At 61.4% G+C, this 14,926-nt stretch carries 13 protein-coding genes; 2 read left to right on the top strand and 11 right to left on the bottom strand.

The annotated features are described in order from the left end of the window. Window position 1 precedes the first annotated feature (1 nt). Window positions 2–985, bottom strand: coding sequence for an ABC transporter permease (locus tag WH87_RS07725; RefSeq protein WP_046140296.1), 984 nt, complete (start codon window positions 983–985; stop codon window positions 2–4). Window positions 986–1,062: 77 nt separating this feature from the next. Then, window positions 1,063–2,643 carry an ABC transporter substrate-binding protein gene (locus WH87_RS07720; protein ID WP_046140295.1) on the bottom strand — a complete coding sequence of 527 codons (1,581 nt, stop codon included), beginning with the start codon at window positions 2,641–2,643 and terminating at the stop codon, window positions 1,063–1,065. 349 nt (window positions 2,644–2,992) lie between these two features. On the opposite strand from WH87_RS07720, the gene WH87_RS07715 reads away from it, so the two are divergent. Both WH87_RS07715 and WH87_RS07710 read left to right on the top strand, forming a co-directional pair. Then, entirely contained in the window at window positions 2,993–3,667 is a 675-nt protein-coding gene (locus tag WH87_RS07715; RefSeq protein ID WP_046140294.1) for a glutathione S-transferase family protein, read from the top strand. Between the two features lie 2 nt (window positions 3,668–3,669). After that, on the top strand, window positions 3,670–5,019 hold the full coding sequence (locus WH87_RS07710; protein WP_046140293.1) for a tetratricopeptide repeat protein: 1,350 nt from the start codon (window positions 3,670–3,672) through the stop codon (window positions 5,017–5,019). 41 nt (window positions 5,020–5,060) lie between these two features. Here the strand turns inward: WH87_RS07710 and WH87_RS07705 are convergent, their stop codons facing one another. From WH87_RS07705 to WH87_RS07665, 9 genes are all read right to left on the bottom strand, one after another. Next, window positions 5,061–6,074, bottom strand: coding sequence for an ABC transporter ATP-binding protein (locus WH87_RS07705; protein ID WP_046140412.1), 1,014 nt, complete (start codon window positions 6,072–6,074; stop codon window positions 5,061–5,063). Then, complete coding sequence (locus WH87_RS07700) at window positions 6,056–7,027, bottom strand: ABC transporter ATP-binding protein (RefSeq protein ID WP_046140292.1); 972 nt, start codon at window positions 7,025–7,027, stop codon at window positions 6,056–6,058. Before WH87_RS07700 ends, WH87_RS07705 begins: the two co-directional genes overlap by 19 nt. Further along, window positions 7,017–8,054, bottom strand: a complete 1,038-nt coding sequence (locus WH87_RS07695) for an ABC transporter permease (protein ID WP_407060028.1) — start codon at window positions 8,052–8,054, stop codon at window positions 7,017–7,019. The genes WH87_RS07700 and WH87_RS07695 overlap by 11 nt, the downstream gene beginning before the upstream one ends. A gap of 15 nt (window positions 8,055–8,069) precedes the next feature. Continuing rightward, window positions 8,070–9,041 carry an ABC transporter permease gene (locus WH87_RS07690; protein ID WP_046140291.1) on the bottom strand — a complete coding sequence of 324 codons (972 nt, stop codon included), beginning with the start codon at window positions 9,039–9,041 and terminating at the stop codon, window positions 8,070–8,072. A 67-nt stretch (window positions 9,042–9,108) separates the two neighbouring features. Continuing rightward, a complete protein-coding gene (locus tag WH87_RS07685; RefSeq protein ID WP_245622340.1) occupies window positions 9,109–10,776 on the bottom strand; it encodes an ABC transporter substrate-binding protein in 1,668 nt (555 codons plus the stop codon). 109 nt (window positions 10,777–10,885) lie between these two features. Next, window positions 10,886–11,917: a LacI family DNA-binding transcriptional regulator gene (locus tag WH87_RS07680; protein ID WP_046140289.1), complete on the bottom strand. Its 1,032-nt coding sequence runs from the start codon at window positions 11,915–11,917 to the stop codon at window positions 10,886–10,888. A gap of 161 nt (window positions 11,918–12,078) precedes the next feature. Next, window positions 12,079–13,080 carry a bile acid:sodium symporter family protein gene (locus WH87_RS07675; RefSeq protein ID WP_046140288.1) on the bottom strand — a complete coding sequence of 334 codons (1,002 nt, stop codon included), beginning with the start codon at window positions 13,078–13,080 and terminating at the stop codon, window positions 12,079–12,081. A gap of 78 nt (window positions 13,081–13,158) precedes the next feature. Next, window positions 13,159–14,028 (bottom strand): MurR/RpiR family transcriptional regulator, encoded by an 870-nt coding sequence (locus WH87_RS07670; protein ID WP_046140287.1) that lies wholly within the window; start codon window positions 14,026–14,028, stop codon window positions 13,159–13,161. Between the two features lie 35 nt (window positions 14,029–14,063). Continuing rightward, window positions 14,064–14,801, bottom strand: a complete 738-nt coding sequence (locus WH87_RS07665; RefSeq protein ID WP_052726592.1) for an HAD-IIA family hydrolase — start codon at window positions 14,799–14,801, stop codon at window positions 14,064–14,066. Window positions 14,802–14,926 lie beyond the last annotated feature (125 nt).

The following is a 14,926-nucleotide window of genomic DNA, read 5'->3' as shown; positions in this document are numbered from 1 at the left end:
GTCAGGCTCCCGCAGGCCGCTGAGCGATGCGCAGGCGCGGATCCACGATGAAATAGAGGATGTCGACGACCAGATTGATGGCGACGAAAATGAAGGCGATGAACACGAGGTACGCGGCCATCACCGGCACATCGACCACCTGCACCGAGTTGATGAACAGCGAGCCGACGCCGGGCCACTGGAACACCGTCTCGGTAACAATGGCGAAAGCGATGATCGAGCCAAGCTGGAGGCCAGCAATAGTGATGACGGGCACCAGCGTGTTCTTCAGCGCGTGGCCGAAATTGATGGCGCGGGCCGAAAGGCCGCGAGCGCGGGCGAAGCGGATATAGTCTTGTCGCAGCACTTCGAGCATTTCAGCGCGCACCAGCCGCATAATCAGCGTCAGCTGGAACAATGACAATGTCAGCGCGGGCAGGATGAGTGAGCGCAGGCCGGAGGGCGTCAACAGCCCGGTGCGCCAGCCGCCGATCAGGACGGTCTCGCCGCGGCCAAAGGACGGCAGCCAGCCCAGTTCGACCGCAAAAAGCGAGATGAGGCCGATGCCGATGAGGAAGGTCGGCAGGGATACCCCGATCAGTGACAGGGCCATGATGACCGAGGTCCACCACGATTTACGGTAGAGCGCTGCGAGGACGCCCAGCACTACGCCGAGGCTGAGCGCGATGATGACAGAGGTGAGGGCCAGCTCCAGCGTTGCGGGCAGACGCTCGAGGATCAGGCGGGTGACTGGCTCCTGCAGGCGGAAAGACGTGCCGAAGTCGCCTTGCAGCGCACGACCGACAAATTGCGCGAACTGAACGGGGACGGGGGCATTGAGCCCGAGTTGCTCAGTCAGCACGTCGCGATCGGACAGGCGCGTGTCCTGATTGGTCAGGGCGGTCAGCGGATCGCCGACATAGCGGAAGACGATGAAGGACAGGAAGCCCACGATCAACATGACCACGAGCGATTGCAGCAGACGACGCAGGATGAAGGCCAGCATGGCGATGGCGGTCTCTTTGGTCGAGAAACAGGATGCCGCGCCCGGTTAAGGGCGCGGCAAGTGCGATGTGCCCCGGATCAGTCGAAGGTGACCGTGCCGAACTTAGGAGAATTGTCCGGCTGGATTTCGATGTTGATCCCATCGCGTACCGCCCAGGCCACAACCTGATTGTGGACGGGGAGGTAAAGGTGTTGGTCTTTCACCAGCTTCCAGAGGTCAGCAATGGTGGCGTCCCGCTTTGCAGGATCGACTTCCGAGCCCAAAGACTCGATCTTGGCGTCGACCTCGGCGTTGGAATAGCCGGTGGCGTTGTAATTGCCGTAGCTGCCGTCGCGGGTGTGGATGAGGTCGTTGAAGTTGTAGGCGCTGTCGAAGGTTGGCACGCCCCAGCCGAACAGGAAGAAATCGGTGGCCTGTTCGACGAGCAGGGGGGTGTGCTGCGTGAAGGGGCGGGCGACCAGTGTCACCTTGACGCCAATCTGGCCCAGGAAGCCGACAACGGCCTGTGCAATGCCTTCGTCATTAACGTAGCGATTGTTGGGCGTGTCGAGCGTGATGGTGAAGCCATCGGGGTAGCCAGCCTCTGCGAGCAGTGCCTTGGCCTTGGCGACGTCCTGCTTGGAATAGGTATCCAGCTCCGGGGTCCAGCCATGCACAAACGGTGGCACGATGATGCCGGTCGGGATGGCGTTGCCGCGCAGCACGATCTGTTTGATGGCATCGCGGTTGATTGCCAGATCAAAGGCTTCGCGAACGCGGAGATCGCTGAGCGGGTTCTTGTCCGTGATGTTGGAAGACTTCAGTGGCGCTTCGTCGAGGCGGTAACCGAAGAAGATGGAGCGGTTTTCCGGGCCGGTTTCGATCTTGATGCCATCGCTCGCCGCAAGACGCTCGATATCCTGCACCGGGACGTCCTGAACAAAGTCGACTTCCTTGGACAACAGGGCCGCAACGCGGGTGGCGGCATCAGCGATCGGGGTAAAGACGATCTCGGTGACCTGCGGTTTGACGCCGGACCAATGGTTTGCTGTCGGCTCCAGGACGGTGCGAACGCCCTCTTCGCGGGATTTGATGACGTATGGGCCCGTGCCGTTGGTGTGGCGCACGGCATAGCTGTCGCCATTGACTGTGGGGTCTGCGACCTCGGCTGTGTGGTTGGTTTCCGCCCAGCCCTTGTCGATGATGTAGGTGCCCGTGACGTTGTTTGGATAGATCAGGCTTGGGCCCTTGAGGGTCACTTCAACCGTATGGTCATCCACCGCTGCGACGCTCACGACATCGGCATGCAGCTGGCGCAGGGGGGAGGTTTCCGAGCGGGCGCGATCAATCGAGAAAGCAACATCTTCCGCCGTCAGATCGGCGCCATCGCTGAACTTGACCCCTTCGCGGATCTTGAACACCCAGACGTTTGGATTGCCCTCCTTGACGGCCCATTCTGTCGCCAGGCGCGGCTGGAGTGCGCCAGCGGCATCGCGCCAGATCAGCGTTTCATAGACCTGGTTGAGCAGGGTGCTGGTTACGCCATCGTTCTGGGCGTGCGGATCAAGGGTGAGCGCGTCGGAGCTGCGGGCCCAACGCAGGGTCTCGGCCTGGGCGGCACCAATCAACAGTGTCGTCGCGAGGAGGGCGGCAGTCAGTTTCGTTAGAGTCCCGGTCATAAATCCACTCATCTTGCTTGAGGTGTTCACGGCTTCGGCCGACGTGAACTCAGTATTGGATTATTAGTCGACTAAATCCATAGAGTTACGGGGAATGATTGCGCGGTTGGCGTCGCTGAGAGGGAAAAGGCTTTCGCTCAAAGGCTTGCGTGTTGGTACGTCGGGGGAAAGAGCGGGCTCCGGCAGGTTGCCGCGATGGCTTTGCGCGCCGGTGAACAATTGGAACCAAGCTTTGTCCGTTCGGGGGCAAGCACGCATCGGCATTCCTCGCTAGCGGCGAGGGGGCTTGATATTGTCGCGCCGCGAGCGGCTGCTTCGGTCCCGCTCGGATTTCGTCCGGAGACTCTGCATGTCCAAACTCACCCTGATCAGCTTCCCCACTTGCCCCTTCGTGCAGCGCGCCGTTATCGCGCTCAAGGAAAAGGGCGTGCCGTTTGACGTCGTCTATATTGACCTGGCCAATAAGCCGGACTGGTTCCTGGCGCTGTCGCCGCTGGGCAAGGTGCCGGTGTTGAAGGTTGAGCGGGATGGCAAAGAGCCGGCTATCGTTTTTGAAAGCGCCGTGATCCTCGAATATCTTGAAGAGACAACTCCGGGCGCCCGTCTGCATCCCGAGGACGCGCTGGACCGTGCTCAGCATCGCTCCTGGATCGAGTTCGGCTCGCAGTTGCTGGGCGATATCTGGCGTTACAGCGCCGCAAAGGATCAGGCCGAACTGGATGGCGCGCGAGAGGGTCTCCTCGCCAAGCTGACGCGGCTTGAAGCCACCATTGTCGGACCGTTTTTTGCTGGTGACACCTTCAGCCTCGTCGACGCCGTCTATGCTCCGGCTTTCCGCCAGCTCGACGCCATCGAAAGCGCCGTGCAAACGGGACTGACCGACAACCTACCCAAAATCTCCGCATGGCGTCGGGCTCTGGCGAGCCGTCCAAGCGTCAAGGATGCGGCGCCTGCTGACTTTGTCGATCTCTACCTGAACCGCCTCAGGGGCAATGACGCGCTGGTTCTCAAGGCAGCCGCATAGTCATGGCTGACGAAGACATTCTCGGCAATGTCACCAGTCCATTGAGCGCTTCGGCGCTCAATGGCGTGAATGACTTCGTCAGTGGCTTTCTGTCCTATGAACGCAAGGCCGCCAATGTGCTGGTGGCGGCGGACGTAGACCCCGAGGCTTTGCTGGCCAACATCTATGCCGGGTTCAGCTGGATGTTTCTCGAAGCGGCTGGCGCTGAGGCGCAGGCGCGCATCTATCTTGATCGCGCCCGCAAGGTTCAGTCGCGGGCCAATGCGCGTGAGGGGCTGCTGATCGAGCAGTTGTCCCACTGGGTCGCGGGCGACATTGGGCGCGTTCAGGCGATTGGCGAAACCATTGTCGACGCGTTTCCGCGCGATCTGGCCTCAGTAAAGCTGCATCAGTATTTCAGCTTCAATCGTGGCGACGCACCGGCAATGCTGTCCATTGCCGAAAAGGCCCGCGCGGCATCCCCGGACAATCCGCACCTGCTGGGCATGTTGGCCTTCGCCCATGAGCAGCTGCATGCTCTGGACACTGCCGAGGTCGAAGCGCGTAAGGCTCTAGCCATCAAAAGCAAGGAGCCGTGGGCCCAGCACGCGCTGGCTCATGTCATGCTGGCGACGGGGCGCGTGCAGGAAGGCGTGCAGTTTCTCGATGAGGCCCAGCGCGGCTGGGGCGACCTCAACTCCTTCATGTACACCCACAACTGGTGGCACAAGGCGCTTTTTCATATCAGCCTTGGTGACGAGGCCGCTGTTCTGGACGCCTATGACAACCACGTCTGGGGCATCGAGCCGGACTATTCGCAGGATCAGGTGGGCGCGGTCTCGCTGCTCGCGCGGATGGAAGTGGCCGGGATTGATGTGGGTGACCGCTGGGTGTCGGTGGTTGACAAGCTAGTGTCGCGGGCGAGCGATACGCTGCAGCCGTTCCTGACCATCCAGTATCTCTATGGCCTTGCGCGAGCAGAGCGCGCCGAGGCTAATCAATTGATGCTGGCGGTCGAAGACAAGGCGCTCACCGCCGAAGGTCTTGATCGCACAGTCTGGCAACAGGTGGCGCTACCGGCGTGCCGTGGTGTGCTCGCCCATGCGCGGCGGGACTATGCCAATGCTGTGCGCTGGCTAAGTGTCGCCAATCCGCGCATGCAGGAAATCGGTGGCAGCCACGCTCAGCGGGATCTCTTTGGCCAGTTGTTGCTCGATGCGCATTTCAAGCTCGGCAACTGGACCATCGCCCGGCAGATGCTGGAGATGCGTCGGACCTGGGATCCCGATGGGATGCCGGTGAACCGTATGCTGCGGCAGGTCAACCTGGAGCTGGAGAAACAGCCTCTAAAAGCTGCGGGGCGGAGCGCCTAACGCTCCACCCCGCTCCGCGCCCCCCGGCGGAACTCGGTGTTTCAGATATTGTGGCAGCGGACCATGTGGCTGGGTGCGACGGGCACAGGGCCAGGCATGACGTCCTTGCAGATGTTGATCGCCTTCGGGCAGCGGGACAGGAACGGGCACCCCCGGCTGGCAGGCGTCCAAAGCGGAATGTCTGCTGCCCGCCGCGTTCTGGTCTTGGAAATCTTGCGGTTGGGGTTGGGGACGGACTCGATCAACAGCTGCGTATAGGGGTGTCGTGGCTGATCGGTGATGGCTTCGCTGGGGCCTTGCTCCACAACGTGCCCGGCATACATCACTGCCGTATCCTCGGCGAAGTAGCGGGCCGTGGCGATGTCGTGAGTGATGTAGAGCGCCGCGAGCTGGCGTTGCTGCTTGAGGTCTTCGAGCAGGTTGAGAATGCCCAGCCGTACCGAGACGTCGAGCATAGATGTGGGCTCATCGGCCAAAAGCACTTCTGGCTGCACCGAGAGTGCCCGGGCGATGGCGACGCGCTGGCGCTGACCACCGGACAATTCATGGGGGCGGCGCTTGAGATAGTCGGCGGAGGGTCGCAGGCCGACGCTTTCGAGCAAGTTGAGCATTTCCTCCCGCACTTGCTTGCCGGTGATATCGGGGCGATGCAGGCGGATTGGGCGTTCGAGGTGATAGCCAATGCTCTGGGTGGGGTTGAGGGAGCCGAACGGGTCCTGAAACACCATCTGCACCTGTGAGCGATATTGCTGCAGGCGCGTGCCTCGAAACTTGGCAATGTCCTCGCCACGGTAGGTGATGCTGCCGCTGGTCGGGTCATAGGCCTTCGCGATCATGCGGGCGCAGGTGGATTTGCCCGAGCCGGACTCGCCGACGAGGGCAAGAGCGCGCCCACGCCGCAATTGTAGTGTGATACCCGAAAGTGCTCGCAGCACGGTCTGGTGCAGAAACGCCCCACCAAGGGAGAAGTCCTTGGTGACCTCGTTCATCTCGACAATGACGGGTGCGGCTTCGGTGGTGACCGAGCGATCGGCCTCTAGTTCAGCAAGTGACATGCGGCCTCGCTCTGGCTGGTGGGGTAAAAACGCAGTTCAGGGGCTTCCAGACGGCAGCGTTCCATGGCGTGCGGGCAGCGCGGGGCAAACCGGCAGCCTTCGGGCAGGCTCCGCAGATCGGGCGGCGTGCCGCTGATGCCTTCAAGGCGAACGCGGGCGCCGGTCAGGGGCGGAAAGCTGTTGCCCAAAGCACGCGTATAGGGGTGCTGCGGATCCGTCAGGATCGCCTCTGCTGGTGCGACTTCGACCAGCTCGCCCGAATACATGATGCCGATGCGATCACAGAATTCGATCATCAGGCCCAGATCATGGGTGATGAACAGCACCGAGAAGCCCAGTTCGGTCTTCAGTTCGACGATCTGCTCGATGATGTCGCGCTGCACCACAACGTCGAGCGCTGTCGTCGGCTCGTCCATGATGATGAGCTTGGGTTTCAATGCCAGTGCGATAGCAATGCAGATGCGCTGGCGCATGCCGCCGGAGAACTGATGCGGGTAGTCATCGAGGCGGGCCGGCGGAATGCCGACCAGCTCGAATAGCTCCACCGCGCGCGCGCGGGCGCCGTCGCTGCCCAGGCTTGGCTCGTGGGTCTCGATCACGTCCATGATCTGCTCGGCCACGCTGATGACCGGGTTCAGTGCATTCATGGCAGACTGGAAGACGAAGCTGACCTCGTTCCAGCGATAGGCCTTGAGGCGTGCCTTGTTGAACTTCAGCACGTCCTCGCCGTTGAGCCGTACCTGTCCGCCTGAAACGAGGCCCGGCAGGCGGGTCAGGCGGGCAAGTGCGAACGCGACGGTGGATTTGCCGCAACCGCTTTCGCCCGCAAGGCCAAAGGCCTCACCCTCCATGATATCGAAGTCGATGCCATGCACAGCGCGGACGACGGAATGCTCGCCGACATAATCGACGGTGAGGTTGCGGACCTCGATCAATGCGCGATCAGAACACATCGGCGCTTCTCCCCCGGCGTGACAGGAATTTGCGGATCCGGCCGATATTGCGCGAGGCCTTGAGCTGCGGATTGGTGATTTCGTCGACCGCGAAGTTGACCAGCACCAGCGCGGCGCCCGTCAGCATGATCGCCAGACATGGAGGGAAGACCTCCCACCATGCGCCGCTTTGCAGCGCCATGTTGCGCTGGGCCCAGAACAGCATCGTGCCCCAGGTGACGGCGTTTGGATCGCCCAGACCGATGAACTCCAGGGCGGCCTCGGCAAGGATTGCCGCAATCGTGCCGAGCACGAGACCGCCCATGACGAAGCTGAGCATGTTGGGGAAGATTTCGACGAGGATGATGCGCCACTTCTTTTCGCCCATCAGCTCGGCCGACAGGACAAATTCCCGGGTGCGCAGGGCAAGGGTCTGGGTGCGGATGGTGCGGGCCGCCCAGCCCCATCCGGTGAGGGCGAGCACGAGCCCGATCACCATGGGGCTGGCTTGCTCCACCATGGTGGCGATGACGATGATGAGCGGTAGACCCGGTAAGACGAGCACAACATTGACGAAGAAGGTGAGGATGTCGTCGACCTTGCCGCCGAAATAGCCCGACGAGATGCCGATGGCGAGGCCGATCATGGCGGCGAAAATACCGGCGCCGAACCCAACGGCGAGGCTGACGCGCGCTCCGTGGACGAGTTGGGTGAAGACGTCCTTGCCCATGCGCGTCGTGCCCAGCACGTGTTCATAGCTGGGCTGCACATGGGGTTTGCCAGCGCGGCGGCCGGGGTCATAGCTGCTCAGCAGCGGTGCAAAAACAGCGGTGAGGACCAGTGCCAGGAGGATGACGACGCCAGCCATGCCTTTGCCATTGGTGACAAAGGCCGCGACGCTGGGCGGGAGGCGGCTGGTCCAGCCGGGCTTGGGTTTGACCCCCAGTTCGCGCATAAGCTCCTGCTGAGTGGGCGCGCGCATGGTGTCGGTGGCTTTGTCGCCTCTGGAGGTGAGGGCAATGGACGGCGTGTGGGTGAGCTCGCTCATGGTTCTGGCCTCTCCTCAGGTGCGCAGGCGGGGGTCGAGAATGACATTGGCGATATCGGACAGCATGTTGGCCACCAGCACCGAGGCGGTCAGCAGCAGCAATTGTCCCTGAATGAAGGAATAGTCGCGGCTACCGATGGCGGTGAAGGTGAACTTGCCGAGGCCCGGATAGTTGAACACCTGCTCGGTCACGAGGGCACCGCCCAACAGGAACCCGATCGAGAGCGCCAATGCGGTGATCTGCGGCAGGATGGCGTTGCGCGCGACGTATCTGTAGCGCACGCGGCGGTCGCTCAGGCCCTTGGCCCGGGCGAGGATGACGAAGTCCTCGTTGAGGAGGTTGATCATCACGTTGCGCATGCCCAGATGCCAGCCGCCAAAACTGACGAGGAAAATCGACAGCACGGGTAGCGTGGCGTGATAGAGCACGTTGCCGATGAACAGGAAGGTGAAGCCCGGCATGATCTCGGTGCTGTGCGCGCGCCCCAGCGGGAACCACTGCAATTGCAGCGAGAACGCATAGAACAGCAGCAGCGCCACAATGGCGGGCGTGAAGGCGTTCATCATGACGTTGATGGGCGTGAAGAAGCTGTCGAAAAAGCCGCCACGGTTCCAGGCGGCATGAATGCCCATCATGCTGCCGATGATGAAGGCGAAGAACACGGCCAGCCCGACGAGAACTAGTGTCCAGGTGGCGCCGTAGAACAGCAGCGATGCGGTTGGCTCGGGGAACTGAACGGTCGAAATGCCGAAGTCGAGGCGGAAGACGCTGCCCATATAGGTCAGGTATTGCTCCCACAGGGACCCGGTGAGGCCATAGGACTGCCGGATGGCGTCGATCTGGGCCTCGTTGAGCCGGCCCTGAAAGGACGCGATGATGCGTGCCGAGGGGTCGCCGGGCATAAGCCGCGGAATGAAAAAGTTGAACGTGAGCGCGACAAAAAACGCCGCGACGTAAAAGGCAAACCGCCTAAGCAGATAGATCATCCCGCCACTTCCTCCCCGAAGTGTCGGGCGGGACCCCGCAAGGGAGCCCCGCCGCGATGCGGTGGAGTTACTCCACGGGTTTCAGGGACAGAGCGTGCAGCACGCGCTCGCGGGTGCCGTCATGCACCTGTGGGCGGTAACGCTGGTCATCCTTGGTCACCCAGCCGGTGAAGCGGCGAGTGGAGTATTCGTACCAGGTGGGGTTGGCGAACAGCGACACAACTGGAACGTTCTCAGCAACCAGCTTGTGCACATCGAGCAGCGCAGCGAGCTGCTTGTCGTGGTCGGCCGTGGCGCGGAACGCGTTGAGCGCGGTTTCTGCCGCTGGCAGCGGGAGCTGATGCAGGGCCTGGAAGTCGATGCGGCCCGGCACCATCTGGCGTGGGTTAAACATCGGCTGGTACTGCTGGTAAGGCGTTGGGCCACCGTTCGTCCACATCACGTAGACGTCGAAATTGCCCTGTGGCACCGCGTCAAACCACGCACCTTCGTCCATGGTCTTGAGGCTGGCGTTGATGCCCACGTCCTGCAGGTTTTCGGCTACGGTCTGGCCGGTGTTGACCCAGTCAGTCCAGCCCGACGGCATGGAGATGCCGAAGGCGATTGGCGTGCCATCTGGATTGTCGCGCCAGCCGTCACCGTCCTTGTCGACAAAGCCCGCTGCGTCGAGCAGTTCCTTGGCCTTCTCGGGATCATACTCCATCAGCCAACGATAGGGCTCGAGCGCCTCTGCGTTGTACCAGGTGTTGTACATTTCACCGGTGCCGATGGGGAACTTGGTGTGGGTGGTCAGGCCGAACGTCGAGATGTCCACCAAGGTGTCGCGGTCGACGGCGACCGAGATCGCCTTGCGGAACTCAAGGTTGTTGAACGGTGCCTTGGTGGTGTTGAGCTGCAGGTTCACGTCCGAACCGGCTGGAAGCCAGTAGTTGTTGTATTCGGACTGCGGCAGGAACGTTACGTCTGGATCGGTCAGGCCATCGCCCAGCCAATCGAGTTCGCCTGCCGACAGGGCTGCCACGGTCTGCTCGTTGCCGTTCATCTGTGGGAAGCGCAGGCAGTCGATGGCGTTTTCGCCGTTGAAGCGGCTCAGCTCATTGCGGCAGAGGTCAAAGCCGCTGCGTGAGAAGTTCTTCGCCACGGTCCATGGGCCGGTTGCCACAGGCTCGGTGTTGGCGAAGTTCTTGGGATCGTCGATGCCTTCCCAGATGTGCTTGGGCAGGGTGTAAACACCGGCCAGACCATAACGGGCGAGGGCATCTGGCTCGTTCAGGACGAACGTGACGGTGTGATCGTCGACCTTTTCGGCACTGACGACGTTACCGGTGCCGGCTTCAGCATTGTAGACGTCGATGCCCATTGGATAGTCGGGATGCGCCTTTGCGTAGTCAAAGGTGAAGACGACGTCGTCGGCAGTAAAGTCCTTGCCGTCGCTCCACTTTACGCCTTCGCGCAGGTGATAGGTGATGCTCTTGAGGTCTGGCGCGATGTCGAACGAGGTTGCCAGGGCTGGCACGTCCTGATCGGGATGCCAGATGTTGTCGATCCACAGCGGCTCGTAAGCGAAGTCGCGCATGCGCTGCTGCGGGCCGGTTGGGTTGTTCGGGTTGTAGTTCTCCACCATCGCATCGGTGTGATAGGGCAGCAGCCGCAGGATGACGTCATCCTTGGCCAGTACCGGGGCAGTCGCTGCCAGGGCTGCAAAGCCCACCGTGCAGAGCGCGAGTGTCCTCACCGTTTTCAAAGTCTTTCCCTCCACTTTTTTCCTCCTCGTGGATATTTGTGAGATCGATCCCATATTCCTCGATCTTTGCCGACAAAGCGTCTGCGCTGGCCGGCGCAGCCTAGAGCTGTAAGGCATCCTCCCTGTGAAGCGCTGGCGCGGCGACGCTGGACCGCACCACCAGTTCCGTATTGATCGTGGTTTGCAGCGGGCCTGATCCGGGCTCCGCCAGCAATTTGAGCAACAGGGTCGCCGCTTCCTCTCCCAGAGCGTCGACTGGCTGATGCATCGTGGTCAGCGGGGGCCACATGTGTTTGGCATGGAAGGCATCGTCGAACCCCATGACCGAAACATCTTCAGGCACCCGCAATCCGGCATGGCGCAGCGCGAGCAGAATGCCCGCCGCCATATCGTCATCGCCGCCAAAGATGGCGGTGAAGTCCTGGCCCTCGTTGATGAGCGCGGTGGTCGCGTCATAGCCGAAGTCCTGATGGAAAATGCCGTTGACGACGCGGATGTCGTCAAGGCTCATGCCGTAGTCGGCCAAGGCAGCCTCTATGCCCGCGATACGGGCCTTGGTGTCGCCGAAGTCGAGCTGTCCCGACAGATGCACGATCTTGCGGTGGCCCTGTTCGAGCAGGTGCTTCATGGCAGTGCGTGCGCCGTCGAAATTGTTGAGGATCACCTGGCCGCGCGCCAGCGGGCAGTGATTGTGGCCGATGGACACGATCGGAATGCGCGCATTGCGCAGAATCTCGACCACGTCGTCACGCATCGCTCGCTCCAGATAGAGGACGATGCCGTCGCAGGAGCGATCCACCAGCTCCATCACGGCGCGCGCTTCCTCGTCCTGATCGGCATAGCCCGACGACACCATCAGAGCTTTACCAGCGGCGCGGGTGGCGCGCTGTACGCCATAAATGAGGTTGGCGAAGTAGGGAGTGCCAACGTCGACGACGACGGCGCCGATCATGTTGGAGCGATTGGAGCGCAGCGCCTGCGCCAGCGTATTGGGCCGATAGCCCAACTCAGCGATGGCGGTGACGATGGCCTTCCGCTTGGCCTCGGATACATAGCCGTTTCCCGCGACCACCCGTGAAACGGTAGATCGCGACACACCCGCACGTTTTGAAACGTCCGTAATGGTGGCCATGCTGCCCCGAAACTCCTCCCCCAGTCGGTCTTTATGGGACCGATCCCACATACATGAAATCGATTGCAAGTTGAAGTCAAGGCGCTTTGGAAGTCGAGTATTCACGCTGTGGAGAGTTGGGCGAATAGTGTCGGTGGCAGAGGGGGATAGCTAGGCTTTTGCTATTGCGCGGGTTTTAGCTCTGGCTCGACCAGTTCGGCTGGAGCGTTGTTGCCAAATCGCTGCGCAAGGATGGCGCAGACGAAAAGCTGGAGCTGGTGGAACAACATCAGCGGCAAGACGATCAGTGCGACAGTGGGGCCCGCGAACAGAATTCCGGCCATGGGAATACCGGTCGCGAGGCTTTTCTTGGAGCCGCAGAACAGAATCGCAATGCGGTCGGCGCGGTCGAATTTGAGGAGGCGACCGAGAGCGGCCGTAATGCCCATGATCAGCGCCAGAAGCACCGCGCAGAACACCAGCATCCAGGCCAGTTCATCCAGGCTAACGGCTGACCAGATGCCTTCCACAGTGCCTTCGCTGAACGCGCCATAGACCACCAGAATGATGGTGCCGCGATCGACCAGCGATGTGAGTTTCTTGCGCGTTGCCAGCCAGTTGCCGATGAAGGGACGGGCAATTTGACCGAGGATGAACGGCAGCAGGATTTGCAGGCCAATGCTGACGATAGAGCTGGTATCAATGCCCACATTACCCTGGGAAATCAGCAGGCCAACCAGTACCGGCGTAATGAACACGCCGCTGAGATTGGACAAGGATGCACTGGTCAGTGCCGCCGCCACATTGCCTTTGGCAATCGAGGTGAAGGCAATCGAGGACTGCACGGTCGATGGCAGTACGCTGAGGAATACCAGGCCGGTAACGAGTTCGGGCGCGAGGACATTCCGCGCCGCGAATGCCACGCCCAGCCCGAGCAGTGGGAAAATCAGATAGGTCGACGCAAAGACCAGTCCCTGTAACCGCCAATGGGAAATGCCTTCCCAGACCACACGCGGCGAAAGTTTGGCACCGTAGAGGAAAAACAGCAGGGCGATTGCCAAATTGACCACAACCCCGAACACCTTGGCGCCCTCGCCAGACACCGGCAGCACAGCAGCCAGTGCCATGGTCGCCATCAGGATCAGCAAATAGGGGTCGATACGGAGTTTTTGCAGCAGTTTCATCACGTCACCAGTCAGTTGCCCCGTTGTGGCACATCACCAGTGATTTTGGGAGGTCGGTTTGTCCAGAAGTGCGGGTGACTAGACGCGCTTGACGGAGAGAACGTCAAAGGTCTTGTCGATGGTGGCGACGGCGCGGTCATAGTCAGAGAGGGCGAGGGCGGCGATCAGAGTGTCGATAACGGCAAGCTGGGCGATGCGGCTGGTCATGGCTTCGGTGCGAAACTGTGTCTCGCGCGCCAGGGTGTGCAGCACGATGTCTGTATGCGCCAAAAGGGGAGAGCGGCCAAAATTGGTCACGGCAATCGTCGTCGCGCCTGCTTCCTTGGCCAGTTTGGTGGCCGTCAGCGTTTCGATGGTCGAGCCGGAATGCGAGATCGTCAGCACGGCAACGTCCGGATCACAGAGCGACCCGGTGATCGCCATGATATGGCTATCGACGCTAACCCGCGCATTGATGCCGATCCGCAGCAGCCGATACATCGCATCCTCGGCGATTGGCGCGGCCGAGCCGACACCAAACACCTCAACCCGCTTCGCCTTGCGGATCGCCTCGACAGCGCGTCCCAGCTGCACCAGATCAAGCGCGTTTTGGGTGTCCTGCAGCGCTTGCAGCCCGCCGCCAAAGATCTTGGCCACGACTTCCGACAATCCGTCGGCAGGGTTCAAATCCTCATGAATGAACTGGACGGGCTGCACGAGGTCACGGGCCAGCGCGATCTTGATCTGCTGGAACCCGCGTGCGCCCAATTGCTGGCACAGCCCTACGACGCTGCCTTCGCTGGCCTTGGCGCGCTCGGCCACTTCCGTGACTGACATATGCACCACATCGGCGGCATATTCAGTGATGAAGTCGGCAATGCGACCGGCTGTCGGGGGCAGGTCCGCGCGGATGGCGGAGATGCGGTCGAGCACGTTCATGAGGCGCTCTTGGGCTTTAGGTTCGGACATTGAGCGTTCTGCTTCATCGTAAAATCGTTGAGTTACTAGAGCACGGGCGTGACGGTATCGCGAAGTAATTCAGGTAGTTGCCCCGGCACCACCTGCCAGAACGGCACGCCAAGCCCACCAGCGCCAGCGCCATCCGTGCGCGGATTATCGCCGATGACCACACACTGCTCGGGCGCCACGCCGATGCGGGTACACGCATGGCGAAACAGCTCCGGTTGTGGCTTGCCGATAACACGATGCGGCACCGGCCCAGTCACCGCAAATAGTGCAGCGGCCAGCGCCCCGGCCTCGGGCACGGGGTAGCCATCGGCACCGGGGTGGCTGAGATCGGGGCAGGCGACCAGCACTTCCGCTCCATCGCGCACCGCCCGCGCCGCCATAGCGAGCTTGGCATAGCTGAACTGGCGGTCGCGCGCGACGATCACGGTGTCCGCCCCGCGCTCGACCAGCTCAAATCCCATGTTCCGCGCCAGGCGTCTGAGGGCAGGGGAGCCCAACAACAGCAGTCTGCCGCTCGGATGGGTTTCCGCCGCAGCCTCTAGCGCTGCGACACCTGCGAGCACAATCCGCTCGGCGGGGATCGGCAGGCGCCATTCGCGAAATCGGCGCGCCAATTGCTCTGGTGTGTGCTCGCTATCATTGGAGACAATCGCGAACCGATCAGCTGTCGCTGCCAACAGGTCCCGCGCGCCCGGCAACAGGTGATGTCCCGAGGCCAATGTGCCGTCGAGATCAATGAGAAACCCCTGATGGGCGGCGAAGTTGAACGACACGAAACACTCTCCTTGAATGGTGAGAAAGTGAATTGAGATAGTCTCAATGTCAACAATACAAAAAATGAGATATGTTCATGTGGCTGTCACAGAGCGTGCTTATGGATGGGGTCAACACCAGCCAA

The sequence above is a fragment of the Devosia epidermidihirudinis genome, assembly GCF_000971295.1.
Classification (GTDB): Bacteria; Pseudomonadota; Alphaproteobacteria; order Rhizobiales; family Devosiaceae; genus Devosia; species Devosia epidermidihirudinis.
The sequence above is the reverse complement of the archived record's forward strand: the minus strand, read 5'-3'. Positions and strand labels throughout refer to the sequence as shown.

What these genes read in the sequence shown, in the direction of transcription:
- WH87_RS07725 (WP_046140296.1), bottom strand. Translation starts at nt 985, where the DNA reads ATGCTGGCCTTCATCCTGCGTCGTCTGCTGCAATCGCTCGTGGTCATG.
- WH87_RS07720 (WP_046140295.1), bottom strand. Translation starts at nt 2,643, where the DNA reads ATGACCGGGACTCTAACGAAACTGACTGCCGCCCTCCTCGCGACGACA.
- WH87_RS07715 (WP_046140294.1), top strand. Translation starts at nt 2,993, where the DNA reads ATGTCCAAACTCACCCTGATCAGCTTCCCCACTTGCCCCTTCGTGCAG.
- WH87_RS07710 (WP_046140293.1), top strand. Translation starts at nt 3,670, where the DNA reads ATGGCTGACGAAGACATTCTCGGCAATGTCACCAGTCCATTGAGCGCT.
- WH87_RS07705 (WP_046140412.1), bottom strand. Translation starts at nt 6,074, where the DNA reads ATGTCACTTGCTGAACTAGAGGCCGATCGCTCGGTCACCACCGAAGCC.
- WH87_RS07700 (WP_046140292.1), bottom strand. Translation starts at nt 7,027, where the DNA reads ATGTGTTCTGATCGCGCATTGATCGAGGTCCGCAACCTCACCGTCGAT.
- WH87_RS07695 (WP_407060028.1), bottom strand. Translation starts at nt 8,054, where the DNA reads ATGAGCGAGCTCACCCACACGCCGTCCATTGCCCTCACCTCCAGAGGC.
- WH87_RS07690 (WP_046140291.1), bottom strand. Translation starts at nt 9,041, where the DNA reads ATGATCTATCTGCTTAGGCGGTTTGCCTTTTACGTCGCGGCGTTTTTT.
- WH87_RS07680 (WP_046140289.1), bottom strand. Translation starts at nt 11,917, where the DNA reads ATGGCCACCATTACGGACGTTTCAAAACGTGCGGGTGTGTCGCGATCT.
- WH87_RS07675 (WP_046140288.1), bottom strand. Translation starts at nt 13,080, where the DNA reads ATGAAACTGCTGCAAAAACTCCGTATCGACCCCTATTTGCTGATCCTG.
- WH87_RS07670 (WP_046140287.1), bottom strand. Translation starts at nt 14,028, where the DNA reads ATGTCCGAACCTAAAGCCCAAGAGCGCCTCATGAACGTGCTCGACCGC.